General features: G+C 65.3%; 24 protein-coding genes and 1 tRNA gene. 6 read left to right on the plus strand and 19 right to left on the minus strand.

Features of this window, described 5'->3' with window-relative positions; translation table 11 throughout:
- Nucleotides 1-85: 85 nt before the first annotated feature.
- Complete coding sequence (locus K369_RS18115) at nucleotides 86-631, plus strand: transcription termination/antitermination protein NusG (RefSeq protein ID WP_084570720.1); 546 nt, start codon at nucleotides 86-88, stop codon at nucleotides 629-631.
- Between the two features lie 78 nt (nucleotides 632-709).
- Here the strand turns inward: K369_RS18115 and K369_RS18120 are convergent, their stop codons facing one another.
- The 12 genes from K369_RS18120 to K369_RS18175 all read right to left on the minus strand — a co-directional run bounded on the left by K369_RS18120 (nucleotide 710) and on the right by K369_RS18175 (nucleotide 9679).
- Complete coding sequence (locus K369_RS18120) at nucleotides 710-1138, minus strand: hypothetical protein (RefSeq protein ID WP_036293032.1); 429 nt, start codon at nucleotides 1136-1138, stop codon at nucleotides 710-712.
- Nucleotides 1135-2487 carry an O-antigen ligase gene (locus K369_RS18125; RefSeq protein WP_036293035.1) on the minus strand — a complete coding sequence of 451 codons (1353 nt, stop codon included), beginning with the start codon at nucleotides 2485-2487 and terminating at the stop codon, nucleotides 1135-1137. Before K369_RS18125 ends, K369_RS18120 begins: the two co-directional genes overlap by 4 nt.
- Nucleotides 2488-2505: 18 nt before the next feature.
- Nucleotides 2506-3030, minus strand: coding sequence for a hypothetical protein (locus tag K369_RS18130; RefSeq protein WP_036293038.1), 525 nt, complete (start codon nucleotides 3028-3030; stop codon nucleotides 2506-2508).
- 70 nt (nucleotides 3031-3100) lie between these two features.
- Nucleotides 3101-4423, minus strand: a complete 1323-nt coding sequence (locus K369_RS18135; RefSeq protein ID WP_156967960.1) for a hypothetical protein — start codon at nucleotides 4421-4423, stop codon at nucleotides 3101-3103.
- 103 nt (nucleotides 4424-4526) lie between these two features.
- A complete protein-coding gene (locus K369_RS18140) occupies nucleotides 4527-5798 on the minus strand; it encodes a sialidase family protein (RefSeq protein ID WP_036293044.1) in 1272 nt (423 codons plus the stop codon).
- Nucleotides 5799-5859: 61 nt separating this feature from the next.
- A complete protein-coding gene (locus K369_RS18145) occupies nucleotides 5860-6246 on the minus strand; it encodes an energy transducer TonB (protein WP_245278237.1) in 387 nt (128 codons plus the stop codon).
- 53 nt (nucleotides 6247-6299) lie between these two features.
- Nucleotides 6300-6797 carry a hypothetical protein gene (locus K369_RS18150; protein WP_036293046.1) on the minus strand — a complete coding sequence of 166 codons (498 nt, stop codon included), beginning with the start codon at nucleotides 6795-6797 and terminating at the stop codon, nucleotides 6300-6302.
- Nucleotides 6798-6825: 28 nt separating this feature from the next.
- A complete protein-coding gene (locus tag K369_RS24875) occupies nucleotides 6826-7107 on the minus strand; it encodes a hypothetical protein (RefSeq protein WP_156967962.1) in 282 nt (93 codons plus the stop codon).
- Nucleotides 7108-7221: 114 nt separating this feature from the next.
- Nucleotides 7222-7935, minus strand: coding sequence for a hypothetical protein (locus K369_RS18160; protein WP_036293048.1), 714 nt, complete (start codon nucleotides 7933-7935; stop codon nucleotides 7222-7224).
- A complete protein-coding gene (locus tag K369_RS18165; protein ID WP_036293050.1) occupies nucleotides 7932-8477 on the minus strand; it encodes a biopolymer transporter ExbD in 546 nt (181 codons plus the stop codon). Before K369_RS18165 ends, K369_RS18160 begins: the two co-directional genes overlap by 4 nt.
- Nucleotides 8477-9118: a MotA/TolQ/ExbB proton channel family protein gene (locus K369_RS18170; RefSeq protein WP_036293052.1), complete on the minus strand. Its 642-nt coding sequence runs from the start codon at nucleotides 9116-9118 to the stop codon at nucleotides 8477-8479. Before K369_RS18170 ends, K369_RS18165 begins: the two co-directional genes overlap by 1 nt.
- Before the next feature lie 180 nt (nucleotides 9119-9298).
- The gene (locus K369_RS18175; protein ID WP_051949373.1) at nucleotides 9299-9679 is read right to left on the minus strand and encodes a DUF2946 family protein; all 381 of its coding nucleotides are present in this window, start codon (nucleotides 9677-9679) and stop codon (nucleotides 9299-9301) included.
- 139 nt (nucleotides 9680-9818) lie between these two features.
- On the opposite strand from K369_RS18175, the gene K369_RS18180 reads away from it, so the two are divergent.
- Nucleotides 9819-10190 (plus strand): DUF2946 family protein, encoded by a 372-nt coding sequence (locus tag K369_RS18180; RefSeq protein WP_036293056.1) that lies wholly within the window; start codon nucleotides 9819-9821, stop codon nucleotides 10188-10190.
- 80 nt (nucleotides 10191-10270) lie between these two features.
- Complete coding sequence (locus K369_RS18185) at nucleotides 10271-12778, plus strand: TonB-dependent receptor (protein WP_036293058.1); 2508 nt, start codon at nucleotides 10271-10273, stop codon at nucleotides 12776-12778.
- Between the two features lie 144 nt (nucleotides 12779-12922).
- Here K369_RS18185 and K369_RS18190 read toward each other — a convergent pair whose 3' ends face one another.
- The 6 genes from K369_RS18190 to K369_RS18215 all read right to left on the minus strand — a co-directional run bounded on the left by K369_RS18190 (nucleotide 12923) and on the right by K369_RS18215 (nucleotide 19598).
- Entirely contained in the window at nucleotides 12923-13285 is a 363-nt protein-coding gene (locus K369_RS18190) for a cupin domain-containing protein (protein WP_036293060.1), read from the minus strand.
- A 98-nt stretch (nucleotides 13286-13383) separates the two neighbouring features.
- Nucleotides 13384-14751, minus strand: a complete 1368-nt coding sequence (gene gor / locus K369_RS18195) for a glutathione-disulfide reductase (RefSeq protein ID WP_036293062.1) — start codon at nucleotides 14749-14751, stop codon at nucleotides 13384-13386.
- A 92-nt stretch (nucleotides 14752-14843) separates the two neighbouring features.
- A complete protein-coding gene (locus tag K369_RS18200; protein ID WP_036293064.1) occupies nucleotides 14844-15395 on the minus strand; it encodes a DUF2059 domain-containing protein in 552 nt (183 codons plus the stop codon).
- 48 nt (nucleotides 15396-15443) lie between these two features.
- The gene (gene rpiA, locus K369_RS18205) at nucleotides 15444-16160 is read right to left on the minus strand and encodes a ribose-5-phosphate isomerase RpiA (protein ID WP_036293066.1); all 717 of its coding nucleotides are present in this window, start codon (nucleotides 16158-16160) and stop codon (nucleotides 15444-15446) included.
- A gap of 109 nt (nucleotides 16161-16269) precedes the next feature.
- Nucleotides 16270-18084, minus strand: a complete 1815-nt coding sequence (locus tag K369_RS18210) for an ABC-F family ATP-binding cassette domain-containing protein (RefSeq protein ID WP_036293068.1) — start codon at nucleotides 18082-18084, stop codon at nucleotides 16270-16272.
- An 80-nt stretch (nucleotides 18085-18164) separates the two neighbouring features.
- Nucleotides 18165-19598: a M23 family metallopeptidase gene (locus K369_RS18215; RefSeq protein WP_245278238.1), complete on the minus strand. Its 1434-nt coding sequence runs from the start codon at nucleotides 19596-19598 to the stop codon at nucleotides 18165-18167.
- A gap of 220 nt (nucleotides 19599-19818) precedes the next feature.
- Between K369_RS18215 and K369_RS18220 the strand changes: the two genes are divergently transcribed.
- Together K369_RS18220 and K369_RS18230 are read left to right on the plus strand one after the other, a co-directional pair.
- Nucleotides 19819-19908, plus strand: a tRNA-Ser gene (locus K369_RS18220).
- A 68-nt stretch (nucleotides 19909-19976) separates the two neighbouring features.
- A complete protein-coding gene (locus tag K369_RS18230) occupies nucleotides 19977-21971 on the plus strand; it encodes a DUF6538 domain-containing protein (protein ID WP_084570721.1) in 1995 nt (664 codons plus the stop codon).
- Nucleotides 21972-21976: 5 nt separating this feature from the next.
- On the opposite strand, the gene K369_RS18235 is transcribed toward K369_RS18230, so the two are convergent.
- The gene (locus K369_RS18235; protein WP_156967963.1) at nucleotides 21977-22612 is read right to left on the minus strand and encodes a hypothetical protein; all 636 of its coding nucleotides are present in this window, start codon (nucleotides 22610-22612) and stop codon (nucleotides 21977-21979) included.
- A 144-nt stretch (nucleotides 22613-22756) separates the two neighbouring features.
- Here K369_RS18235 and K369_RS18240 point away from each other — a divergent pair, with 144 nt between their 5' ends.
- Nucleotides 22757-23101 (plus strand): MobC family plasmid mobilization relaxosome protein, encoded by a 345-nt coding sequence (locus tag K369_RS18240; RefSeq protein WP_051949375.1) that lies wholly within the window; start codon nucleotides 22757-22759, stop codon nucleotides 23099-23101.
- The last annotated feature ends 27 nt before the right edge of the window (nucleotides 23102-23128 follow it).

The following is a 23128-nucleotide window of genomic DNA, read 5'->3' on the forward strand; positions in this document are numbered from 1 at the left end:
TTTTAGATTTTAAACGCTAACAGAATCCGGCGTGACCTCCGCGTCGGCCGATGATCTTTGTCTTTGTCTCATTTCGAGGTTCCTCATGGCGTCGTATCAAAATTCGGATCATGTCGTCGAAGGCGTTTCCAACCGCCGCGCACTGGGCTGGGCGGTGGTGAGCACGCAACCTTATCGAGAGCGTCTCGCCCTCGAAAATCTGATGCGTCAGCAATTCCATGTCTATTGCCCCTTCGTGCTCGAGCGCGTTCGGCATGCGCGTCGCACGCGAGAGGTCTCACGGCCGTTGTTTCCGGGCTATATTTTTGTGGAGTTGGCGCCAGAAACGCGCTGGAGTCCGATCTGCTCGACCTTCGGGGTGAGAGCGCTGGTTCGCTCCGGCGAGAGGCCGAGCTTTCTTCCCGGCGATTTCATCGATGATTTGAAAATAAGGGAGATCGACGGCGTGATCGTCGCGCGGTCACGCCCCTTCGAGATCGGCCAGAAGGTGCGCATCACCGGCGGCGCCTTCCACGATTTCGTCGCCACGATCATCGACATGGACGAGCGCGACCGCATCGTCGTGCTGATGGAATTGCTCAGCCGTCCGGTCAAGGTCAAATTGACGTCGGAGCAGGTCGACGCCTGCTAGACGAGAAATCACTCTAGATTTCCCTGTTCTGTCCTGTTTTCCTCACGCGAACCGGTTCGCACTTCGCTCGAAAACACTCTAGAGCGACGCATCGCGGCAAGCGGGCACGCCCATTGCGATGAGCGCTTCGCCGGACAGCATTTTGGCCTTGTCGAAATCCGTGCTGTCGAGGGCCCCCGATCGCATGACCCACTCGCGCACGCGCGGGGGGTAGAAAGCGAGCATCTCGAGCGAGCCGAGACTGTCGGGGCTGGGATCATCGGGCAGATGCGCGGCGTGGAACCATAATTGCGCGCCGGGCTCCACGCAGACATTGCGCAGGCCGAGATAAATCGTGCAGGCGGATGCGCAGACGCCGCGAATGGCTTTTTGCGCGCCGCGCGCGTCGAGCCGTCGCGCCTCGTCCATATAGGCGCGCAGATTGCCGCCCGCATCGCGCGTCACTGACGCGCCTTGGCATCCGGCGAGCAGAAGAGCGAGCGCCAGAGAGCTGCGCCGCGCGCTCATAGCTCGTGGACGAGTTCCGTCCGCGCCGGGCGCTCGTCGCGGCGCGCGGACCGGCTCGATCTATTTTTGCAGACGATGGCGCAGCACATGGCGAAGATGGCGGCGAGCGCCGAAGTTCGCAATGGATAGTCGATCGTCGAATGCGCGAACAGCAGGCCGACGACGATGAGAGCGGCGAAGCGCTCCTTTCTCAGCGCCGTATCGGTCTCGCTGAAATTGCGCACAGCGGCGATCAGCGTCGCGGCGAGCCAGCAGAGGACGAGCAGCACGCCGACGAGCCCGAGCTCCATCGCCAATTCGAGAATGTCATTGTGCGCATGATTGACGATCGCCGGGACGATCATGCTCGTCGGCTCGAACAGCGGATAGACGCGATCGAATGTGCCGAGGCCGGAGCCGAACGGGAAGAAGGCCTGCATCGTGTCGAAGGAGACGTGGAACACCGTCCAGCGCGCATCGGCGGCGATATCTGCGCCCGTGAAGCGATCGATGATTTGCGTGAGCCCGAAATAGGGCGCCAGCAGGCCGGTGACGATGAGCGCCGGCGCGATGACGAAATAGACCGCGGCCTTGCCGGCTCTCGCGCCGCCGAGCCGGTCGCCGAGAATAAGCGCATAGGTGAGCGCGGCCGAGACGAGGCCGAACAGCAGAGCCGAGCGTGAGCCCGTCATCATGAGGCCGAGCGTGAAAAGCATGAACAGCGCGAACACCGACAGCACGCCATAGGTGGAACGCCGCGACAAATATCGCTCCAGCGCATAGGCGGCGAGCGGCGTCAGCGAATAGAGAAAGGCCGCCGTGTGATTTCTGTTCACGAAAAGGCCGACGTCAGCGTCGCTGTGGAATCGAAGCGCGCTCTTCTCGCCCTGCACGATCTGCATCGCCTCGAGCAGGACGGTCGCGACGCCGATGCCTGTGGCGAGCAGCATCAGGCGCCGCCGCTCCTCCGCGTGGCAGGACAGGACGCCGAGAAAAATGGCGATCGGCGCAGTCAGAGCGAGAAGGCTGATCGACGTCGCCCATGGCGCGACGGAAAGGCCGAGCCATGGCGGAGAAAGCTCGGCGATGCGATAGGTGTCGGCGACGGCGTCACGCCCCGGCAGCATGTTCCAAACCGAGGGCGCGAGCGGAATGAGCTGCAGCAGCGGAACGGCGACGCTGACGCCGAGTAGGGCCGCGATCCAACCGCGGCCCGCGAGGCTCCTGCCTATGTCCGGCAAGACCAGCGCCAGCAGCGGAAGCGCCGCGAGCTGCGCCACGACATCCGAGACGCCGCCTTTCTGCGTCGCGCCGCCGAAGATCAGCGCCGCCGCTATAGCGACGCCGCAGAACATCTCGGTCATGCGCATGAGCGACCCGCGCTCGCGTCAATTGCTCAAGGATTGCAGCAAAAGAAGCGCGGCGTTGCGCTGCTGATCGTCATTGCTCGCGCCCGTGTTGGAGACGCCGACGCCGACGCCCACGCCCACGCCCACGATGATCGCAGCGAAGCCGCCGGCGACATAAGGCCCCGGATCGAATGAACTCTCCTGGCCGACGGTCTCGGGATTGGACGAGACGCGCTTCGCGCAAATGACGCCGTCGTTTTCGGCGATCGTCACCATCGCGCCCGTGTCTGCGCGCACCGCCGGCTTGTCGCCGACCGTGACGCTCGCGGAGCCTTCGCGCACGAGAATGCGGTCGCCCGGCGACAGAGGCGCAGCGTCACGCAGCTCCGTGAACGAGCCGCCGCGCGACAGAAGCACGCCGCCCTTCACATTCGTCAGGCGCGCTTCGCCGACGGCGCAGACGCCGCGGCGCTGATTCGGCTGTGAGCCGACGGCCGCGCTCTCGGCGTAAGCCATTTGCGCGCAGCAGCCGAAAATGGCGATGGTCGCTAAAATTCTCTTCATTGAAACCCCCGATTAGCCAAATCGCCCGAGCGGGGCGTGATTCGACGCTAGCATTCGCGCCATCGCCGGTCTATTTGCGGTCATGCACGATGGCGCCTGCCGCATTGCTCGAGCTAGACGCCCTCGCGAGACTTTCAACTGCGAGATTCACATAGTGCGCGCTGCCGCTGACGTCGGCGTCGGAAACGATTCGCACCGGAATCTCGAGCTTGAGCCATTGCGCATCGCAGCCTTCGCTCGGCACCGTGAGCTCGACGCGAAACGCGCGCAGCGGAGTGGTCTTCTTCAATAGCCGCGTCGTCGCCAGCGTCTGCGACGGATTCGCCGCGCAATAGATTCGCCAGCGTAGCCCCAGCTCATTGTCGAGATCGTCTGTTCCGGCGGCGCCGGTGAATGCGTATCGTCCGGGCGCGAGCATGAGCATATGCGCTACATTCGAGAAAGCGACGCGTGCGCCGTAGAATTCGACGCTCAGCGATTTGCGTCCGCCTTCTTCCGTCAGCGCGATCGTCGCGCCGCTCGTCGGCGTGAATGTCCAATCGAAGGGAAGATTGGAAACCGGATATTGAAAGCGCTCATTGTAGAGCAGGCCGAGCTGGGCGAGCCGCTCCTGTGGCAGATGCGCGAGCCAGGCAGCATAGGCTTCGTCATAGAGACCATCGCGCAGCAGCCGCGCGAGAAGCACGCTCATTTCCGCATCGGAAGGACGCGCTTTGGACGCCTGCAGACGGGCGAAGAGACGAAGCAGCGCATTCGGATCTTTGATGATGGGCGCCAGCTCGGCGACAATGGCGGCGCGCCAGGGCGGAGCCGCCGCCAGCTGCCGAAAGAAACGGTCCTCCACCGCCGCGCCGGAGCTCAGCATCGCCTGTAGGGACGGCGCGAGCTGTTGCGCCAGCGACGGACGCGCGCGCAGCAGCGTGTCCAGCTCATCCAGCGCCTCGAGCAGCCGTCCATTGGCGAGCGCGCTGTCATAGAGCCAGGCGTGCGCGACGAGATCGATCGGCAGATGCGCGGCGGCGAGGCGCAGAATTCGCTCGGCGCGCTCTGCATCGCCGAGCTGCGCCACCGCTTTGCCATAGAGCGACAAGGCGCCGGGCGCGAGCGGATCGACGGCCAGCAGCCGCGCCGCGATCGACCGCGCGCTCTCGGCGCGCCCATCATCGTTCGGCGCCAGCTCGCGCTGAGCGAGCTGGATGAGCGTCGTCGGATCGGCAGCATCGAAGACGAGCGCCGTGCGCGGATCATGCGGCGCCAGCAGGGCGGAGAGCCCATGCCAGACGATGCGCCAGGCGAGAGAGGCGATCACGAGATAGGCGAGGATGTGTCGCGGCTCCAGCCGGCCGAGGCGGCGGGCGACGCTCTGCGCGCCGAAGATGATCGATCGCTTCATCGAAGACGGCGCCTCGCTGCGCCCGCGGCGCATCGCGGGCGTCGCCGACATAGCGCGCGGAACGCAGAGCGATCTATCCGGTCTTACCCGTAAGGGCGCCCGCTCAGCGCTGCGTCGCGAGCCCGGCGGTGGACTTGCGCGCCGACTCGGCGTGGCCGCGCTCCAGCGGAAAGAGCCTGTAGCCCTCCTGCTGCGTGAGCCAGGAGAGATAGGCGACGCCCTTGCTCTCGACGAGCAGCGGATGGTCCGACGCTTCCGCCGTTTGCGCCAGCGCGCGCGGCGCGTCGAAGCTCTTGCCGCCGTCGCGCGAGCTCTGCGCGAGGACGGTGGTCAGCGTTCCGTCGAACTCCTTCCAGGCGCGGTAGAGCTTGCCGCCGCTGACGAGCAGCTGCGGACGCTGCGGCGCGCGCTCGGCGTCGCCGATGCGCTGGGGCTCGGAGAAGCTCTTTCCGCCATCCTCGCTGCGCGCATAGAACAGGCCCTGGCGCGTCTTGCCGCGCGTGAACCATGCGATATGCCAGCGTCCGGCGGCGTCGATCGCCATGGCCGGCCCCTGATGCGGGCAGGCGGTCGCCCAATCGTCCAGGCTGACGCGCGAGCCGATGAGCGTCTTGCCGTCGGCGGAGAGCTTGGCGGCCATATGGTCGCGGCGATTATTCTCGAACACATGGCGCCACATGAAGACGGGCTGGCCGTCGCGATCCAGCGCCGCGCCGATGCGGCAGCATTCGCAGCTGTGATCGAGCAGAATGCTCTTGCCGGAAAAGCTCTTGCCGGCGTCGTCGGACCAGGCGACCGCTATGCCGCTGCCCTCGAAGCTCTCGCCGGCGGCCTTCGCTTTGGCGGCGTCGCGCTTGTCGAGCCAGGCGGCGTAGAGGCGCCCCTTGGGGCCGACGATGAAGGTCTCGAAGCGCTGGCCCTTGTCGTCGACGAGCGGCTGCGGCGGTGCGAAGCTCTTGCCCTCGTCGGTCGAGCGCGTGACGAAGACCGTGCCGTCATAGCTCTTCTCCGGCCGCGTGGTGAAGCTCGCCACCAGCGTCCCATCGGCGAGAGCGACGATCTTGGGCCGCGCCTCGCCATTGTCGTCCAGCGTTCCCGCCGGCGCCGCAATGACGAAGGGCGGCGCGAAGCTCTTGCCATTGTCGCTGGAAACCGCGCCATAGACCTTGCCGGCGACAGCGTAGGTCAGCCACAGCCGTCCATCGGCGCCGAAGGAGGGCGTCGCGCTGACCGCGCATTTGGGCAGCGGATCGGCGCAGGCCGGCGGCGCGGCGTGGGCCATCTGGCCCATTTTCTCGCCGCGGCCGGCTTTTTCCTGCGTGAGCGCGCTCGATGCGGCGACAAGGGCGAGGAGGGCGAGCGCGGCGCGTTTCATGGCGATGTCTTTCTCAGCGAATGAGGATCGGAAGCAATGGACGGCGCGCGCCGTCGGCGCGTCAGTGGAAGTTGAATCTCTGTGAGCCCTCGAAGGAGCCGCCGGGCGGCGGCGGGGCGATCAGGCCGGAGAGGATCTTGCGGACGATATCCGCATGTTTCGGGCTGCTCGACTGAGCGATCGTCACCTTGTCGATCTTGCCGGCGGCGTCGATGTGGAAACTCGCCGTCGCCGAGCCGGGACCGGCGGGGCTCGTCATCGGCGTGCGCTTGGCGATCTCGCTATAGAGCAGGCCGAGGAACTTGCTCTGCGAGAGGCCGGAGGAGGCCGTCGTCGCCGGCGCGGCAGCCGCGGGCGCCGCCGAGGCGCCGGGCTTGTCGGCCTCCGTCGCGAGAGCGCCGGCGGCGGGGAGAGCGAGGAGAAGGACGAGCGTCGCACGTTTCATCATGGGTCCGCATTGGTTTTGCGCGGCGGCTTCAGGGCCGCCGCGCGAGGTCCGCATCAGTGGAAGTTGAATTCCTGCACCGCGGAGAAGGAGCCGCCGGGCGGCGACACGGTATGCACCGCGGCGAGGATTTGATTGACGACGGGCTCGAGCGCCGGATTCGATACGCTCTGCACCTTGTGCGACACGACGCGGCCGCCGGCGCCGATCGTGAAGGCGACATGGATGGAGCCGGTCTGCGCGTCCGAGGCCTTCGGCGTGTGGCGCCTGATCTCGGCGGCGAGCAGCTTGACATAGGCCTGCTTGGAGAGGGCGGGCTTCGCCTTCTCGGCCTGCTTCTTGTCCTTGCTCTTGTCCGCGTCCTTGCTCTTTTCCTTGTCGGCGGTCTTTTGCGGCTTGGCCTTGGGCTTGGCTTCCGTGGCCTTGTGCTCGGTCGCGGCGGGAGCAGGCGCGGCGGCGGATTCGGCCGCAGCAGGAGCCGCCGCTTCGCCCTCGACCGCGAAAGCGGAGCCGGAGACGAGCCCGGCGATCATCAATATCGCGATTCTTTTCATTGAACGTCCCTCGATCTTTTTTTTGCGCTCAGTCGAAGTGAAAACTCTGGGAGGCGACAAAGGCCCCGTCGGGCGACGGCGGCGCGCGGAGCGATTCGATGATCCGCCGCGCCAGGGTCGCATGAGCGGGCGACGAGCCCGACGCGGCGATGATCGTAATGCCGCCGCTTTTCCCGACGAGGAATTTACAAAACGCATCGCCGCGGCCGATGGTCGCTCGCCGCGGCGTGTGGCGACGGATCGCCTGCGCCAGCAGCGATTTGTACAGGTGATCCGCCGCCGAAACCGACGCATTCGCCGCTGGCTCCACGGGAGCGCGCGGCTTTGCGGCGGCGTCTGCTGCGGCGAGGACGCGGACGAAAATCATACCGGCGATCGTCAGCGACCACAATCTCATTTCGCGTCTCTCGATCTTTTCGTCGCGTCAGTGGAAATGGAAGCTCTGACTTGCGAAGAAGGCTCCGCCCGGAGGCGGCGGCGCGTGGACCGAGGCCAATATTCGTCGCGCGAGAGCGGCATGGGCGGGCGACGAGCCAGAGGCCGAGACGCTGGTGATTCCGCCGCCGGCGGTCACATTGAAGGTGCAATGCGCCGTGCCCTCGCCCAGCGCGGAGCTGCCCGGCGTGTGGCTGCGGATCGCCGCCGCGAGCAGCGCCTTATAGGCGCTCTGCGACATCCCGTCGCTCTGCGACTGACCTTCCGGCGCGCCCATCCGGCGCTGAGCGACGGCCTCGCGTTTCTTGTCGCGATCGACGTCCTTCTTCTTCTCGACGACCTTCTTCTTTTTCTCGACGATCTCTTTTTGCTGCGGCAGCGACGGCGCATCGGGCGCCATCACTTGCGGCGGCGGAATGGCGAGATCGGGCTGCTCGATCTCCTCGGGCGGCGGCGGCTCTTCCTCCGCGGCGCTCACTTCCTGCGACTCGAAATATTCGCCCTGCGGGATGAGCTCCATGCTCACCGAGTCGAGGCTGGCGATGCTCGGGACCGCCAGCTTCAGCAGAAGCCAGCCGACCGCCGCATGGGCGAGGACGACGCCGGCGAGGCTCGCCGGCCGCAGCCAAGCGGGCGTGACGGGCGACGGGGCGCCGATGGGCGTCCCCTCATGCTCGAAGGAGGAGAGGATCGCATCCGTCATTTCGCCGCCCCTCCCGCAGGAACCGCCGCCGCAGGAGCCGCCGCCGCAGGAGCCGGGCTCGCTGCGGCGGGCTTCGCTCCAGCGGCCGTCGCGGCTGCGGCGGGAGTCGCCGCGCCCTTGGGTCGCGAGTCGGTGAGTATGGCGATATGGGTGATGCCATTGGTCGCCAATTTGTCCATGACGGCGATCACCTCGCCGTAATTGGCCTCCTTGTCGCCGCGAACATGAACGATGCGGCTCGTGTCGGAGCCCATCATCGCCTTGATGCCGTCGACGAGCGCCTCGGCGGAGACCTCATCGGCGCCGAGCGCCACCTTGCCGTCCTTGGAGACGGCGACGACGATCGGCTCCTTGGGATTGAGCGGCTGCGCCGCCTTGGATTGCGGGAGATTGACCTTCATGCCCTTGGCGAGCAGAGGCGCCGTCACCATGAAGATGATGAGCAGCACCAGCATGACGTCGACGAGCGGCGTCACATTTATCTCGGCGAGCGGCTGATAGAGGCTGTCGCCATTCTTGAAGCGCGTCGGAAGTCCGGCCATCACGCGGCCTCCCGCTTTCTGGCCGTGACGATGTGGCCGCTGGTGGCGTCGAGCGCCTTGTCCTCGACATAATGGGCGACCTGCTGGCCGGCGCGCGCGAAAGCCGCGCCGATGCGGTTATAGCCGACCGAGGCGGGGATGGCGGCCGCGAGGCCATAGGCGGTGGCGGCCAGCGCCTCGGCGATGCCCGGCGCGACGACGGCGAGGCTGGTGTCCTGCGATTGGGCGATGCCGGCGAAGCTGGTCATGATGCCCCACACCGTGCCGAACAGGCCGACGAACGGCGCGACAGAGGAGATGACGGCGAGATTGGGCAGACCGCCCTCCGCCTTGGTCATCAGCTCGCGGCCCACGCGGCTCATGATCTCGGCGACTCGCTCGCGCTTCTCGCCGATGGACTCCCCGGGAAGATCGAAGGAGGCCGCGTGCTCGCCTGCGGCCTCGATCGGCGCGAGCAGGCCGGCCGGGCCGCCCGAGCGCGCAGCGCGCGCCGATTTGCCGATGCGCGCGACGGCGACGACGCCCTCGACGATCAGCACCCAGGTCCAGACCGACGCCAGCAGCAGGACGGCCATGACCACCTTGCCCACGGGGCCGGCGTTCAGGAACATGGTGACAGGAGAAATTGAGCCGTAATCCATAGGACGCACTCGCGCTTGGGGTTCCCCGATCTCGCGACGCCGCCGCGGATCAGCAGATTGTTGTTGCTTATGATTTTGTTCGTCCGACGGCGATGCCCCGCTCTCTCTCGATAGGAGGGGAGGACCCGTCGAAACCCTGTTTCGTCGATCCCGCGCGCGAGGCGCGGGATCGGCCTGTCGTCAGATGAGAGCGACGAGATCGGCGGGAGGCGCACGCGCGCCATTGACCGCCGGCGATAGGGCGAAGGACGGCCGCGCGGCGGCATAGGCTCGATAGACGGCGGGCCGCGCTATGGCCTCACGGCGCAGGGCGACAAAAACGCGATCGGGCAACACCGCCGGACCAGAATGCGCGGCGAGGCAGCAGGGGCAGCTCGTCCCTTTCTTGATCGGCCTGTCCGGCGTTCCGACATCCGCGTCGGCGAGCGCGTCATGACACATGGCGCGAGCGGCCTGATCGCCCGCGTGGACGGCGGCGCTCGAAAGACGATGCGGCGCGCCAGAAACGAGGAGGGCGAAAACGAGCGCACAAACAGCGGCGATCGCGCAGATCGCGCGCATTTCTCTGCGCTGTCCCCCCGTGTGTGACATAAATGTCTCTTAACGGATTTTTTAACTTCTGACAATCTGCAGGGTCTTGGATTTATCTGGCGAAGCGCGCTAATTCGCAGCTGGTTTATCGATAGAGTTAACGCGCGCGATGGCGGCGATCGCCAAGTTCCTCTTCCTTCTCGCCCTGCTGGGCCAGGCGCTGACCGCGCCTCTCGGCGGCATGCGCGCGCATGGCGAGATGGCCCGCCTCTGCCTCGTCGCCCATGCCGAGGCGGGCGACGCATCCGCGGCGGAGGAGCTCGGCAAGCAGGCTCCCAAAAGCGACCAATCGCATCGGCATGGCGCCTGCGCCTTCTGCGAGCTCGGCGCCGGCGCGCCCCCGCTTCTGACTACTCTGGCGTGGGTGGCGTCGCAGCCCCCGCGCGCGCGCGCCGCCGGCGCCTTCTTCGCCTTCGCCGGCGCGCCCTTCTCGCGCGACGACGACAATGCGCCGACCCGCGCGCCGCCTTCCTTCTCCTGACGCGACATGGCCGCGGCGCAAAAAGCGCCGCAATTCGACGCGCGCCCTCGAAGAGAGGGCGTCAGGGAAGGACATCACAAATGTATCGCCACCATCTGCTGCGCGGCGTCTCCGCCGGCGCGCTCTTCATCGCCTGCTCCGCCGCCATTCTCCCGGCCCGCGCCCAGGAGTCGCTGCCGACGATCGACATCAGCGGCGAGGGGCAGCCCGCGCAGTCGCGCCGGCCGGCGCCGGCCTCCGTGTGGTCGCCCACTCTGCCGGATGGCAAGCCGGCTTTCGTGCAGAAATTCGATCTGCCGAACACCGTCGCCAGCGTGACCCGCAAGCAGATCGACGAGACGATCAACGTCATCGACACGGAAGACGTGGTCAAATATCTGCCGAGCCTGTTCGTCCGCAAACGCAACAACGGCGACACGCAGGCCGTGCTGCAGACGCGCACCTGGGGCGTCGCGTCGAGCGCCCGCAGCCTCGTCTATGCCGACGATCTGCTGCTGACCGCCCTCATCGGCAACGACAACAGCATCGGCGCCCCGCGCTGGGGCCTCGTCGCGCCGGAGGAGATCGAGCGCGTCGACATGCTCTACGGGCCGTTCTCGGCGCAATATCCGGGCAATTCCATGGGCGGCGTGCTGCAGATCACCACGCGCATGCCCGACAAGCTGGAGGTCACCGCCAAGCAGAGCGTCTCGCTGCAGGACTTCTCGCTCTATGGAACGAGCAAGCTGTTCCACACCGAAGTGACGAGCGCCTCCGTCGGCGACAAGATCGGCGATTTCTCCTGGTTCCTAACCGGCAATTACGCCCATGGCACGACGGAGCCGCTGACTTATGTGACGTCCAGCAGCCTGTATGGCTGGCCGGGCGCCTATTTCGGCAACACCAAATTCGGCGGGCCGGCCACCGTTCTCGGCTCCTCCGGCAATCTCGAGAACGATCAGATCAACGCCAAGCTGAAATTGGCCTATGACTTCTCGCCGACCATTCGCGCGACCTACACGCTCGGATTCTGGAGCAATGACGGAACCTCTATCCCGCAATCCTATGTCTCCGGCGGCCTCCAGGCTTTCGGCGCGGCGAGCGGAACGGGCAGCATCGGCTCCTCGGCGATGCAGAGCTTCGGCAGCGGCTATTACCGCATCCAGGAGAAGATGCTCACCAATGCGCTGGCGGTGAAATCCAACACGGGCGGCCCCTTCGACTTCGAAGTCTCCGCCTCGCATTTCACCTATCTGCAATCCGACCAGCGCTCGCCCTATACGGCCGCGCCGGTGGGCTATTCCTCGACCGGCAAGGACGTCCGCTACAACGGCACCTATTGGACGCTGCTCGACCTCAAGGGCATTCTGCGCCCGGACGGCGTTCTCGCGGGCCACGACATCAGCTTCGGCCTGCATGGGGACCAGTTCCATCTGAACAATCCCACCTGGCTCACCACCAATTGGACGAGCGGCATGGCCTCGTCCTATGGCGTCGCCGCCTCCATCGGCAGTGGCACGACGCGCACCCAGGCCCTATGGGCGCAAGATTCGTGGAAGATCTCGAAGGAGTTCAAATTCACGGTCGGCGGCCGCTGGGAGCATTGGGCCGCGACGGATGGCTATAATCAATCGCTCGGCGGCATCACCGCCAATGGCTTCGGCTCGACGGCGACGGCGGCGAGCATGCTGCCGATCTATCAGCCCAATCTCTATCACACGCGCTTCTCGCCCAAGGGCTCGCTGCAATGGACGCCGGACGATGATTGGACGATCACCGGCTCGATCGGCCTCGCCAATCGCTTTCCGACCGCCAAGGAGCTCTATAATCTGACGACGATCCCGGGCGCGACGGGAACGGTGGTCAATCCCAACCCCAATCTGCGGCCGGAAGTGGCGCTCAGCAAGGAGCTCGCGGTCGAGCGCAAGATCGGCGCGGACGGCTCGGTGCGCGTCTCTCTGTTCGACGAGGAAGTGCGCGACGCGATCATTTCGCAGAGCACTTTCGTCACCGGGCAGAATTTCACGGCCTCGCAGACGACCAATGTCGATCGCGTCCGCAACAGCGGCGTCGAGCTCGCGGCGCGCAAGGACAATGTCGTCGTCAAAGGGCTCGAGCTCGTCGGCAGCGTGACCTATCTCAACGCCCGCGTCATTTCTGACAGCAAATGGGCGCCGTCAGGCGGCACGAACTACGACAATTGGGCGCTCTCGGTCGCCGGCAAGCGCGTGCCCAATGTGCCGGATTGGCGGGCGACCATGCAGGCGACCTATCGGCCGGACGATCATTGGGCCTTCACCGTCGCCGCCCGCTATCAGGGCCAGATGTGGACGACGCTCGCCAATAACGACATCGCTCATGGCGTCTATCAGAGCTTCGACCGCTTCTTCGTCGTCGACACGAAGATCCATTACAAATGGAACAAGCATCTCTCCTTCGACTTCGGCGTCGACAATATCGGCAATTACAAATACTTCCTGTTCCATCCCTTCCCGCAGCGCACTTTCGTGATCTCGGGCAAATATGAGTTCGGGCGCGACAAGGGCGAGCGCGGCGTCTTTTTCGAAGGCGACGAGCCGCCGCTGTTCGACATATCCTTCGTGAAGTAAGAGTGAAAAGCGAGGCGATCCGAAACGCTCGGATCGCCTCGTCACGCGGATCGAGCGCCTCTGCTCGAGACGATTCCCCATGCGGTGTCGTGACGCGTCACGAGAGATTCGGGTCGATGACTGTTCGCCCACAGGTGGCAGACATCAAATCACGACGCCTTGCGGAGCGGTGAAGGTCTCATCGACGACATTGCCCGTATTGCGCGTCTCCGCGGGCTCGAAGATGATGATTTCGGCCTCCTCGTCTGCGGCTGTGCGATGTTCGACGCCGCGCGGGACGACGATATATTCCCCCGGCCCCATCTCGACGATCTTGTCCCTGAGCTCGACCCGGAAGCGTCCCTTCCAGACGACGAACATCTCCTCGCAGTCTTCGTGAAGATGCCAAGGAAAGACGCCCTGAACCTTCGCGAGCTTGACCTCTTGTCCATTCGTGGACGCGATGACCTTCGGCCTCCAATGCTCCGAAAACGCCGAAAATTTAGCGGCGATGTTGCCTTGCTGCATGATGAGGGAACTCCTCGGGAAATTGGCGTTCGTTCTCGTATCGGCTCGTTTCGAACGCGGTCGCGGCGCCGTGCCGGCGTCCGCTTCGACAGGAAACGCTATTCCACGATGCGGCTCGGCGTGCGCATCGTCACCAGCTCTTCGGCGAGCGTCGGATGCAGCGCCATGGTCGCGTCGAAATCCGCCTTGCGCGCGCCGAGCCGCAGCGAAATGGCGAGAAGCTGCGCCATCTCACCCGCCTCCGGTCCCAGAATATGCACGCCGACGACGCGATCGCCGGCGGCCTCGACCAAAATCTTCATGAAGACTTTTTCGGCCCGCTTCGACAGCGTCGCGCGCATCGGCCGGAAGCTGGTCTCGAAGACATGGAGCCGGCCGTATTTCGCATGCGCCTCGGCCTCGGTGAGGCCCACGGTTCCGATCTCCGGCGTGGTGAACACCGCGGTCGGCACAAGATCGTGACTGACGCGGACATCCTTGCCGCCGAACACAGTGTCCGCGAAAGCATGCCCCTCGCGAATGGCGACGGGCGTCAGATTGATGCGATCGGTCACATCGCCGACGGCGTAGATCGACGGAATATTGCTGCGCGAATAATCATCGACGATGATCGCGCCGCTCTCCTTCATCGCGACGCCCAAAGCCTCGAGCCCCAAGCCCTGCGTCAGCGGCGCGCGGCCTGTCGCCAGAAGCGCGGCGTCTATGTCGAGACGCGCGCCATTCTGCAGCGTCGCGACGAGCGCGCCCGCGGTCTTCTCGAGCCTGGTGGGCAGAGCGCCGCGGTGAATCTCTATGCCCGCATTGACGAGGCCCTCGTCGAGCAGGCGGCGCAAATTCTCGTCGAAGCCGCGCAAGGGCAGATCGGCGCGCAGCGACAAATGGACCTTGGAGCCGAGCCGCGCGAAGACGCTGGCGAACTCCACGGCGATATAGCCGCCGCCGACGACCAGCAGGCTCTTCGGCAATTCCGGCAGATCGAAAATCTCATTCGACGAGATGGCGTGCTCGAGGCCCGGAATGTCCGGCCGCAGCGTCGGCGCGCCGCCGGTGGCGACCAGAATGTAACGCGTCGAGACCAGCTTGCCGCCGGCGAATGACACCTCATTCGGCGAGGCGATCACGCCGCGCTCACGAATGACCTCGACGCCGGCCTTCTCGAGATTTTGCGCATAGAGGCCGGAGAGGCGGGTGATCTCCGCCTCCTTGGCGGCGACCAGCGCCTTCCAGTCGAACGCCACTTCGCCGACGCGCCAGCCGAAGCCGGCGGCGTCCTCGAAATCATCGCGGAAGCGGCTCGCCATCACATAGAGCTTTTTCGGCACGCAGCCGCGGATCACGCAGGTTCCGCCGATGCGGAACTCCTCGCATATCGCGACCTTCGCGCCATAGCCGGCGGCGATGCGCGCCGCGCGAACGCCGCCCGAGCCTGCGCCGATGACGACGAGATCATAATCATGCTCTGCCATTTCGAACCCCGGAATCTGCGACCCGAGGGCGAAAGGCCCGCACGGGTCCCGCCAGAGCTCGCCCGCTCCAGATTTCTCCGTTCATGGGGCGGCTAGAGCTCGTGGCCCTTCTTGCGCATCTCTTCGCGCACGCGCGTCATCATGTCGACGGAAATCTTCTGCGACCACGCCTGCATGGCGACGAACATATCGCTCATCAGCAGCGGCTGCATGCCGACATATTTGCGGCCCGAGGCGCTCTTGAAGAAGGCGGCGACATCCTCGAGCTCCTTGGGCGAGAAGCGCTGCGTGTAGAGCTGCGCGGCGCTGTCGATCATCTCCTCGACCTTCTTGTCGAACTCCGGCCGCACGGCGGCGAGGACGAGATTGAGGTCCGGCACCATTTCTGGCCGCGTGCGCGTCACCGAAAGGGCGATCTGCTCGAGATATTGCGGAATGATGAGCCGGAAAGACGAGGCGATCCCGGAATCGACGACGATGGTGCGCGCCAGCGCCAGCTGCGCCGGCGTCGCCACGACCGTGGGAGCCGAGGCGATGGGCGGCGAGACGGCCGCCGCAGGGGCGGCGCCCGGCCGCTGCTCGGCGGCGATGGCGGCGGTCGCCAGAATGAGCGCGGCGAAACCGATCGTCAGGCGAAAAATCACTCGGGACGTCTCCTCGTGAAACCAATTCGGCGGCTTTGCGTCGCTTCGTTACGCCGCGCCCAGCCGGCCCAGCGTCGAGACGCCGTCGCGGCCGGCGACGACCACCGCCGTGGCGAGGCCGATGAACAATCCGTGCTCGACGACGCCGGGAATGGCGGAGAGGCGATCAGCCAGCGCGTCAGGATCGGAAATCGCGCCGAATGCGCAATCGAGGATCAAATGGCCGCCGTCGGTGACGAAAACATGGCCGTCAGGCTTCAGCCGCGGGCCGACGGTCCCGATTAGGCCGAGTTTTTTCGCCGCGCGCTCGACATGCAGCCGCGTCGCCTCGGCGCCGAAAGGATCGATCTCCACCGGCAGCGGAAAGGCGCCGAGCGTCTCGACCTTCTTCGATTCGTCGGCGATGACGATGAAGCGTTTCGACGCCGCAGCGACGATTTTTTCCCGCAGCAGCGCGCCGCCGCCGCCCTTTATGAGGCGCATTTTCGCGTCGAGCTCGTCGGCGCCGTCGACGGTGAGGTCCAGCTCCGGCGCCTCATCCAGCGTCGCCAGCGGCACGCCCAGCGCGGCGGCCTGCGCGCGCGTGCGCTCGGAAGTGGGAACGCAGAGCACCTCGAGCCCCGCTTTCACCTTTGCTCCGAGCAGATCGACGAAATGCGCCGCCGTCGAGCCCGTGCCGAGCCCGAGCCGCATTCCCGGCGCGACGGCCTCGAGGGCCACGGCGGCCGCCTGTCGTTTCAGCTCATCGGCGGAAGGGGCGGGCATGGGCGGCGTCCTCTGTCGGTCGATTGGGAGAAAAGGCGGATAGTCGTTTCGTCGGCCGAAAGCAACGGCGGGCGGCCGGCAATTCCTCAAAGGGGGAGGGTGACGCGCCTCACCCGCCGATCTCTTCCCGCTTGATCTCCAGCTCCAGCCAGTTCTCCTCGGCGGCGGCGAGCTCTTCCTCCACTTTCGCGAGGAGCTTGCCGGCCTCGGCGAATTTCGCCGGATCGCGCGCATAGAGGCCGGGATCGTCGAGGAACTTCTGCAGCTTCTCCCTCTTGCCGCGCAATTCCTCCATTTTCGCCGGCAGCGTCGTCAGCGCATGCTGCTCGGCGAAGGAGAGGCGCGGCTTGGCGGCGGATTTCGGCCGCGGCGCGCTCGCCGCTTTCGCCTTCTCCTCGCGCGGGGCGGCGGCGGCGCTTCGCGCCTGCACGCCCTCGCCGCGCTGCGCCACCATGTCGGAATAGCCGCCGGCATATTCGAGCCAGCGGCCATTCCCATCCGACATCAGCACGGAAGTGGCGACGCGATCGAGAAAATCGCGGTCATGGCTGACGACGATCAGCGTGCCGGGATAATCGGCGAGCATTTCCTCCAGGAGATCGAGCGTCTCGAGATCGAGATCATTGGTCGGCTCGTCCAGCACCAGAAGATTGGACGGCAGCGCCAGCGCGCGGGCCAGCAGCAGGCGCCCGCGCTCGCCGCCGGAGAGCCGGCCGATGGGCGTGCGCGCCTGCTCGGTCCCGAACAGGAAGTCCTTCATATAGCCGACGACATGCTTGCGCTGGCCGTTGATCTCGACGAAATCCGAGCCGCCGCCGGTCAGCGCGTCCTTCAATGTCGTCTGCGGATCGAGGCTGGCGCGGCTCTGATCCAGCGTCGCCATCTCGACCGAAGCGCCGAGCCGCACATGGCCGCCGTCCGGCGCCAGCGTCCCCGTCAGCATTTTGATGAGCGTCGTCTTGCCCGCGCCATTGGCGCCGACAATGCCCAGCCGATCGCCGCGCATCACCCGCGTCGAAAAATTATCGACGATGGTCCGATCGCCGAAAGCCTTGGAAATTCCCCGCGCCTCGACCACCAGCGCGCCGGAGGTCTGCGCCTCGGCGACCTCGAGCTTTATGTCGCCCGTCGGCCCGACATGCCGGCGCCGCCGCGCGCGCATCTCATGAAGATCGGAGAGGCGCTTCTGATTGCGCTTGCGGCGGCCGGTGACGCCATGCTGCAGCCAATGCTCTTCCGCGACGATCTTGCGGTCGATCTTGTGCTGCTGCTTTTCCTCTTCCTCGAACTCGCGGTCGCGCCAGGCCTCGAAATCCTTGAAGCCGCGCGACAAATAGCGCGTCCGCCCGCGATCGAGCCAGACCGTCGAGCGCGTCAAATCCTGCAGGAAGCGGCGATCATGGCTGATGATCACCATCGCCGAGCGCAGGCCGGCGAGCCGCTCCTCGAGCCAGAGAATCGCCGGCAGATCGAGATGGTTGGTGGGCTCGTCCAGCAGCAGCACGTCCGGCTCCGGCGCGAGGATGCGGGCGAGCGCGGCGCGGCGGCCCTCGCCGCCGGAGAGGCTGCGCGTATTTTCTTCGCCCGTGAGGCCGAGCTCGAGCAGCAGCGCCTTGGCGATATAGGGATCGTCGGTCGGACCGAGGCCGTCGACCACATAATCCAGCGTGGTGTCGAATTTCGAGAGATCGGGCTCCTGCGGCAGATAGCGCAGGCTCGCGCCCGGCTGCAGGAAGCGGGCGCCGGAATCCGCCTCCACCTCGCCGGCGGCGATGCGCAGCAGGGTCGATTTGCCCGAGCCATTGCGGCCGACGAGGCACAGCCGCTCGCCGGGCGAGACGGAGAGATCCGCCGATTCGAAAAGCGGCTTGCCGCCGAGCGTCAGCCCGACATTCTGGAGCGTCAAAAGGGGTGGCGGGGCCATGGGGTCCGATATGTCCGCGCCGGCGGGACGAGGCCGGCCCCGCGTCTTTTATCGCACTCGCCCCATAACGCCAGCCCGGCTCAATGGCTCTCCGCCAATGTCGAGGCGGCGCGCAGGAAGCGCGAGGGGTCGACCGGCTCGCCGTCCACCCGCACCTCATAGTGCAGATGCGGCCCGGTGGAGCGGCCCGTCGAGCCCAGCCGCCCGACCGTCTCGCCCGGCGCGACCTCCTGGCCGAGGGCAACGGAAATGGCCGAAAGATGCGCATAGCGCGTGGCGAGGCCGGAGCCATGGTCGATCTCGACCATCTGCCCATAGCCGCCGCTCGGCCCGGCGTTGACGACCACGCCGCCCGCCGTCGCGCGCACGGGCGAGCCGTAATCATCGCGCAGATCGACGCCCGTATGCAGCGCCGCCCGCCCGAAGAAAGGATCGGTGCGATAGCCGAAGCTGGAGGTGGTTTCCGGCGCGCCGGCGAGCGGCTTGCGCAGCGGCACGCTGGGCAGCGCGCTGCGCAGGCCCTCGAGCGTTGTGGCGGCGGTCTCGGCGGCGCTGAGCTCGCGCTCGAAGAGATCATTGCGCTCGGCCGGCACGAAAGGCCCGCCGGAGAAGCTCTCGGGAGGAGCGCCGGCCTTGGCGCGACCCTTGGGAAGAAAACGCTCGACCGGCAGGCCGGCGACATCGAAAGCGCGCCGCAGCCTTGCTGTCGCCGCCCGAATCGGCTCGACCAGCCGGCCGAGGCGCTGGGTCTGCTCCCGCTCGGCGTGATCGAGCGACGCCTCCAAATGCGCGAGGCGCGACTGCATCGGCAGGCCAGCCTCGGCCGCGAGGCGGGGCGATTCGGCCTGCGGCGCGAGTTCCGCCGAGGCGCCGCGGCGCTCGGCCGTCGGCGTGCCCGAAGAGTTGGCGGGCGCATCTTCGTCGCGTCGCAGCCGTAGCTCGAGGCCCTCCGGCTGTGGCTTGTCGAAACCGGCGAAGGGCTCCGGCCGCTCCTCTTGCGCCGGCGCATAGGCGCTGACGCCGGAAGGCAATCCCACAGTCGGCCCGCCCACAGCCGGCGCGGCGACCGAAGGCGCGCGCCTCTGCGCGGTCACGCCGGCGGGAGCCGCATCCTTGGAGGCGACGCCTTCGACGAGCCGCGCCACCAGCGCCGCCCGCGTCTCCAGCTTGGCCTGGCGGGCGACCAGCGTCTGCACCTTGCTCTCGACATCGCCCTGGGCGAGAAACTGCCGGCTCGTCGCCTGATCGAGCCGTAGCCGCATGGCGGCCAGCCGATCCTCATAGGCGTAGCGCATCTGAGTCTGGCGATCGACCAGCTCGGCGAGCATGTCGTCGCGAAACGCGAGATAGGCGGCCGCGCAAGGCGCGAGCAGCCCCGCCCCGAGCAGAACGAGACCCGCCACGGCGAGCGTCGGGGGCGACAGCTCCAGCCGCCGACGGCGCGAGGCGAGCGTGAATTCGACGACGAAAGGAAGCCGCTTTTGTCGCGGTCTGAGATCGTTGGCTTTCGGCATGCGCATGTTCCAGAGGACCGCCCCGGCGCGCGAGCCGCGAGCGCGCGAGGGGAGGTCGGCGGCCTGTTACACCTCATTAAGGTTAACGATCGGCAAATCTGCCGCGGGAGCCTCGAGCGAGGCTGGGCGAAAGGATCGCGTTTCGAGCCTTGATCGCCGAGGCGAACGCGTGCTATTGGGCGCTTCGCCGCGAGCGGGGCAAGTCCCCGCTTTCGCCCCTGGAGAGGTGGCTGAGTGGTTGAAAGCACCGCACTCGAAATGCGGCATACGGGCAACCGTATCGGGGGTTCAAATCCCTCCCTCTCCGCCATCTACAATCCTATGATGAATCAATAAAATTTTAGGCGTTGCCGCTGCAAGATACACGGCGGCATACACATGGCGGGCGCGTCTTATCTTTGGCGGCGGGGCTCCAAGTTCTGGTTCCAGATCGCGGTCCCCAAGGACCTCGCCTCCCACCTCGGCAAGACGCCGCTCCGCCTGCCGCTTCCCGCCAGCGATCACAAGGACGCGTCCCGTTATGCCCGCGTCCTCGCCGGGGCGGCCGAGCGATGGTTTTCGGACATGTCGGTTTTGAAAAAGCGATTGGGCGGCCTCGGCGCCCTACAGTATGCGGCCGGGGAACATCGCGACCCGCGGGGGCGGATTTTGAATGCGCTTCTCGCCGAAATCCAAGACGTCTTGTCCCCTCAGGCCGGCATCGAAAAACCCAAGAAGCGAGGACACGGTTCCGCCGACGAAATAATTGCTGCTTTCGAGAAGCGCAGCCAAATTCTCGAAGGCATGCTCGCGGGGCTTCATGAAAAGGCACGGGATATCGCGCGAGAATATGCCGATTTCGTCGCGGAAACCCACGAGCGCAACCTCGTGCAGGCCGAAAGGCGCGAGCATGAGATGCAGGAGGCCGAAATAGACGCAGAGCGCGATCAGGACCGCGTAACGGAAATCGCCAGCATGAAGCGCAAGCTCGCCGCCTCCCAAGCAGAGACGGTCGGCCTGAAAGATCAAATCGTCGCGGAGGGTGTCGCACGCCTCGAAGTGCTGTCCGAGGCGAAAAAAACGATTGTGTCGGCCGATGCTGCGATTTCCGAGGTGTCCGACCTCAAAGACATCAGTGGGGACCTCATCAGCCGGCTCGACAACCGGGGGCCGTTGCTGTCGGAGTGCCTTCCCGCTTTCTTGCAGGATCGCGAACTCAAAGGCGTCGCAGCGAAAGAGGTTGCGATGCTTGCAAGGAAGGTCAGAGACTTCATCGACCTGATCGGCGACAAGCAGGTTGCCGCCTATTCGCTGACGGACATTCAGCAATTCGCCAATAAGCTCACATTTCTCCCCGAACGGCATACGCTCGGCACTCGCTGGGAAAACATGAGCTTCAAAGAGATTATCGAAGAAAACCAAAATCGTCGTTGTCCAAAGACCCGATATCTATGTGAGAAAACCATTCTCACGAACTATGTCGGCAGAGTTAAAACAGCGATACGGTGGCTCTGCGCGGAAAACAAGGTCGCCTACGCATTCGAAAATACCCCGACGATACGTGTGGCGGCCCTCGGATATTCGATCATCCGTCACGGCTTGTCCTACGAATCTGTCAACCGCCTCCTGTTTCATTCCGCAAGAGCGGATTCCGCGGAAGAAATTTGGATGCCGCTTCTCGCCCTATTGACCGGCGCGCGTCTCGGAGAACTCGTCTATTTTCGTGGAACCGACGTCATGTTGATGAATGGATGCTACGTGCTGGACTTGACGCGTTATGCGAGCAACCCCGGCGGCAACAGCGATCGACGGGTCAAGAACAGCAACAGCCGTCGCCTCATCGTCCTGCATGAAAAAATTGTCTCGCTGGGCTTCGTCGCATGGGCCGAACAACAATCGGGGTGGGTGTTTCCCGCATTCCATCGCTATAGGTCCGATCCTTCGAAGAAGGCGCCGAGACCAACGAATGCCGCCTCTAAACGGTTTCAGCGCCTGTTCGAGCTATGGGGCCTAAAAAAGGACCGGGTGGAGGTCTTTCATGCGTTGCGCCATACATACAAGGATTGGACGCGCGCGCAAAAAGTCGAGGAACGCACCATCGCTTTGCAGACCGGGCACAGCTTGCAAGGCATTGCGGTCCAATATGGAACGAAGGCGCTTCGTAATGACGAAATGAGGCTGCTCGCCCATCTCTCTCTTCCCGAGGAATGGAATCTGGCGCCATACGACGGCGCCAAGGAGCGAGCCGAGGATACGCAGCGCGCCACCCGGCGCCGGCAGGCCCGTGCAAGCAGGCAGGGCCGAGAACGCAGTCCAAATCATAACCCACAAATATCGGATTGGATCGGACTGCCGGCGTTCGCCGACGCAGAACCAATCGATGACGGCGCTTGATCTGTTCAAGGTCGAGGGGGGACATATCCGCCGGGCGCGTCCGCATAAATTTCGGCGAGCAGAATTTCCGCTTGAAAATCGGGCGGTGGCGTGCCGGGCGCGATATTCGGCACATATGGAAAATCTGGTTCGATGTCTTCGAGCGCAGGAAGCCTGACGCCAGGTCGGTTGAGCACGAACACCAGCACCCAGCCGGCGAGGACGAAATTCTGAATCGTCAGACCCACTCTGCGCGCAATGGCCTCGGCACTGTCGAGCGAGTCTTCGCTCGAACTGACCGACATGAGCAGGGGACCGCCGAGCGCCGCCGGCTTCAGGACGCCGGCGGCGCGCAAGATGTCATAAAGAGAGCCGCGGTCGGAGCGTGTGAGGCGCGTCTCGAGAAGATGGGCGAGCAGCGCACGCTTTGCAGGCGGATCGAGATCATCACGAGACAATATCCGCCCCGCGCCATCGACGACGAAACGCACAAAGCCGCCTGACACAGCGTCGAAGCGATCGTTGATGAATTGTTTGGGCATGATTCCCATTCCAGAACTGGTGATGAGATCATGCTCCCCGAGTTTTGTTGGTAGAGCAATGGTAGCACTGCTAAAAATTTGAAATTGGAACCATGACTCCTGCGACTCTCTATTTCGCAAAAAATCGACTCAGCTCTAGCGGTGCTACCTTGACACTCATGGAACCTGTGCGAATCTCAATGCAATCACGACGCAAAGCCAGCAGTGTGCGGTGATACCGCACAGGCTGGCCAAGGGGGCGCCGCCCCCTGTGGAACCCCGATCATGCCCGCGACTGTGCCGCGTTCATTCAAACTGCGTCCCGATGAGGACGACGCTATGAGAAAGGCTGCCGCATCCCTCGGCATCGGCCCCGCGACTTTCGCCGCCGAGGCCGTGCGCGCCGCTATCGGAACGAAGCGCGTTCGGCCGCTTCCCAAGAACCGCGGCGAGGTCGCCGAAGCGGTCCGCGAGGCGACCGGTGAAATTGGGCGCGTCGGAAATAACGTCAATCAGCTCGCGCGGGTCGCGAATTCGGGCGGGCGCGTCGATGCGGCCGCATTGGCGCCGATCCTCGCGAGCCTTGCCGCCATCGATGCAAAGCTCAGCGAATTGGCGCGATTGTCGTGATTATCACGCACGTCCGCCATGGGCGTT

The sequence above is a fragment of the Methylosinus sp. PW1 genome (genome assembly GCF_000745215.1).
Taxonomy (GTDB): Bacteria; Pseudomonadota; Alphaproteobacteria; order Rhizobiales; family Beijerinckiaceae; genus Methylosinus.

What these genes read in the sequence shown, in the direction of transcription:
- gor (WP_036293062.1), bottom strand. Translation starts at nt 14,751, where the DNA reads ATGGCAGAGCATGATTATGATCTCGTCGTCATCGGCGCAGGCTCGGGC.
- K369_RS18130 (WP_036293038.1), bottom strand. Translation starts at nt 3,030, where the DNA reads ATGAAGAGAATTTTAGCGACCATCGCCATTTTCGGCTGCTGCGCGCAA.
- K369_RS18125 (WP_036293035.1), bottom strand. Translation starts at nt 2,487, where the DNA reads ATGCGCATGACCGAGATGTTCTGCGGCGTCGCTATAGCGGCGGCGCTG.
- K369_RS18165 (WP_036293050.1), bottom strand. Translation starts at nt 8,477, where the DNA reads ATGGCCGGACTTCCGACGCGCTTCAAGAATGGCGACAGCCTCTATCAG.
- K369_RS18175 (WP_051949373.1), bottom strand. Translation starts at nt 9,679, where the DNA reads ATGCGCGCGATCTGCGCGATCGCCGCTGTTTGTGCGCTCGTTTTCGCC.
- K369_RS18210 (WP_036293068.1), bottom strand. Translation starts at nt 18,084, where the DNA reads ATGGCCCCGCCACCCCTTTTGACGCTCCAGAATGTCGGGCTGACGCTC.
- K369_RS18120 (WP_036293032.1), bottom strand. Translation starts at nt 1,138, where the DNA reads ATGAGCGCGCGGCGCAGCTCTCTGGCGCTCGCTCTTCTGCTCGCCGGA.
- K369_RS18185 (WP_036293058.1), top strand. Translation starts at nt 10,271, where the DNA reads ATGTATCGCCACCATCTGCTGCGCGGCGTCTCCGCCGGCGCGCTCTTC.
- rpiA (WP_036293066.1), bottom strand. Translation starts at nt 16,160, where the DNA reads ATGCCCGCCCCTTCCGCCGATGAGCTGAAACGACAGGCGGCCGCCGTG.
- K369_RS18135 (WP_156967960.1), bottom strand. Translation starts at nt 4,423, where the DNA reads ATGAAGCGATCGATCATCTTCGGCGCGCAGAGCGTCGCCCGCCGCCTC.
- K369_RS18160 (WP_036293048.1), bottom strand. Translation starts at nt 7,935, where the DNA reads ATGACGGATGCGATCCTCTCCTCCTTCGAGCATGAGGGGACGCCCATC.
- K369_RS18240 (WP_051949375.1), top strand. Translation starts at nt 22,757, where the DNA reads ATGCCCGCGACTGTGCCGCGTTCATTCAAACTGCGTCCCGATGAGGAC.
- K369_RS18115 (WP_084570720.1), top strand. Translation starts at nt 86, where the DNA reads ATGGCGTCGTATCAAAATTCGGATCATGTCGTCGAAGGCGTTTCCAAC.
- K369_RS18170 (WP_036293052.1), bottom strand. Translation starts at nt 9,118, where the DNA reads ATGGATTACGGCTCAATTTCTCCTGTCACCATGTTCCTGAACGCCGGC.
- K369_RS18190 (WP_036293060.1), bottom strand. Translation starts at nt 13,285, where the DNA reads ATGCAGCAAGGCAACATCGCCGCTAAATTTTCGGCGTTTTCGGAGCAT.
- K369_RS18230 (WP_084570721.1), top strand. Translation starts at nt 19,977, where the DNA reads ATGGCGGGCGCGTCTTATCTTTGGCGGCGGGGCTCCAAGTTCTGGTTC.
- K369_RS18150 (WP_036293046.1), bottom strand. Translation starts at nt 6,797, where the DNA reads ATGAAAAGAATCGCGATATTGATGATCGCCGGGCTCGTCTCCGGCTCC.
- K369_RS18180 (WP_036293056.1), top strand. Translation starts at nt 9,819, where the DNA reads ATGGCGGCGATCGCCAAGTTCCTCTTCCTTCTCGCCCTGCTGGGCCAG.
- K369_RS18145 (WP_245278237.1), bottom strand. Translation starts at nt 6,246, where the DNA reads ATGATGAAACGTGCGACGCTCGTCCTTCTCCTCGCTCTCCCCGCCGCC.
- K369_RS18215 (WP_245278238.1), bottom strand. Translation starts at nt 19,598, where the DNA reads ATGCCGAAAGCCAACGATCTCAGACCGCGACAAAAGCGGCTTCCTTTC.
- K369_RS18140 (WP_036293044.1), bottom strand. Translation starts at nt 5,798, where the DNA reads ATGAAACGCGCCGCGCTCGCCCTCCTCGCCCTTGTCGCCGCATCGAGC.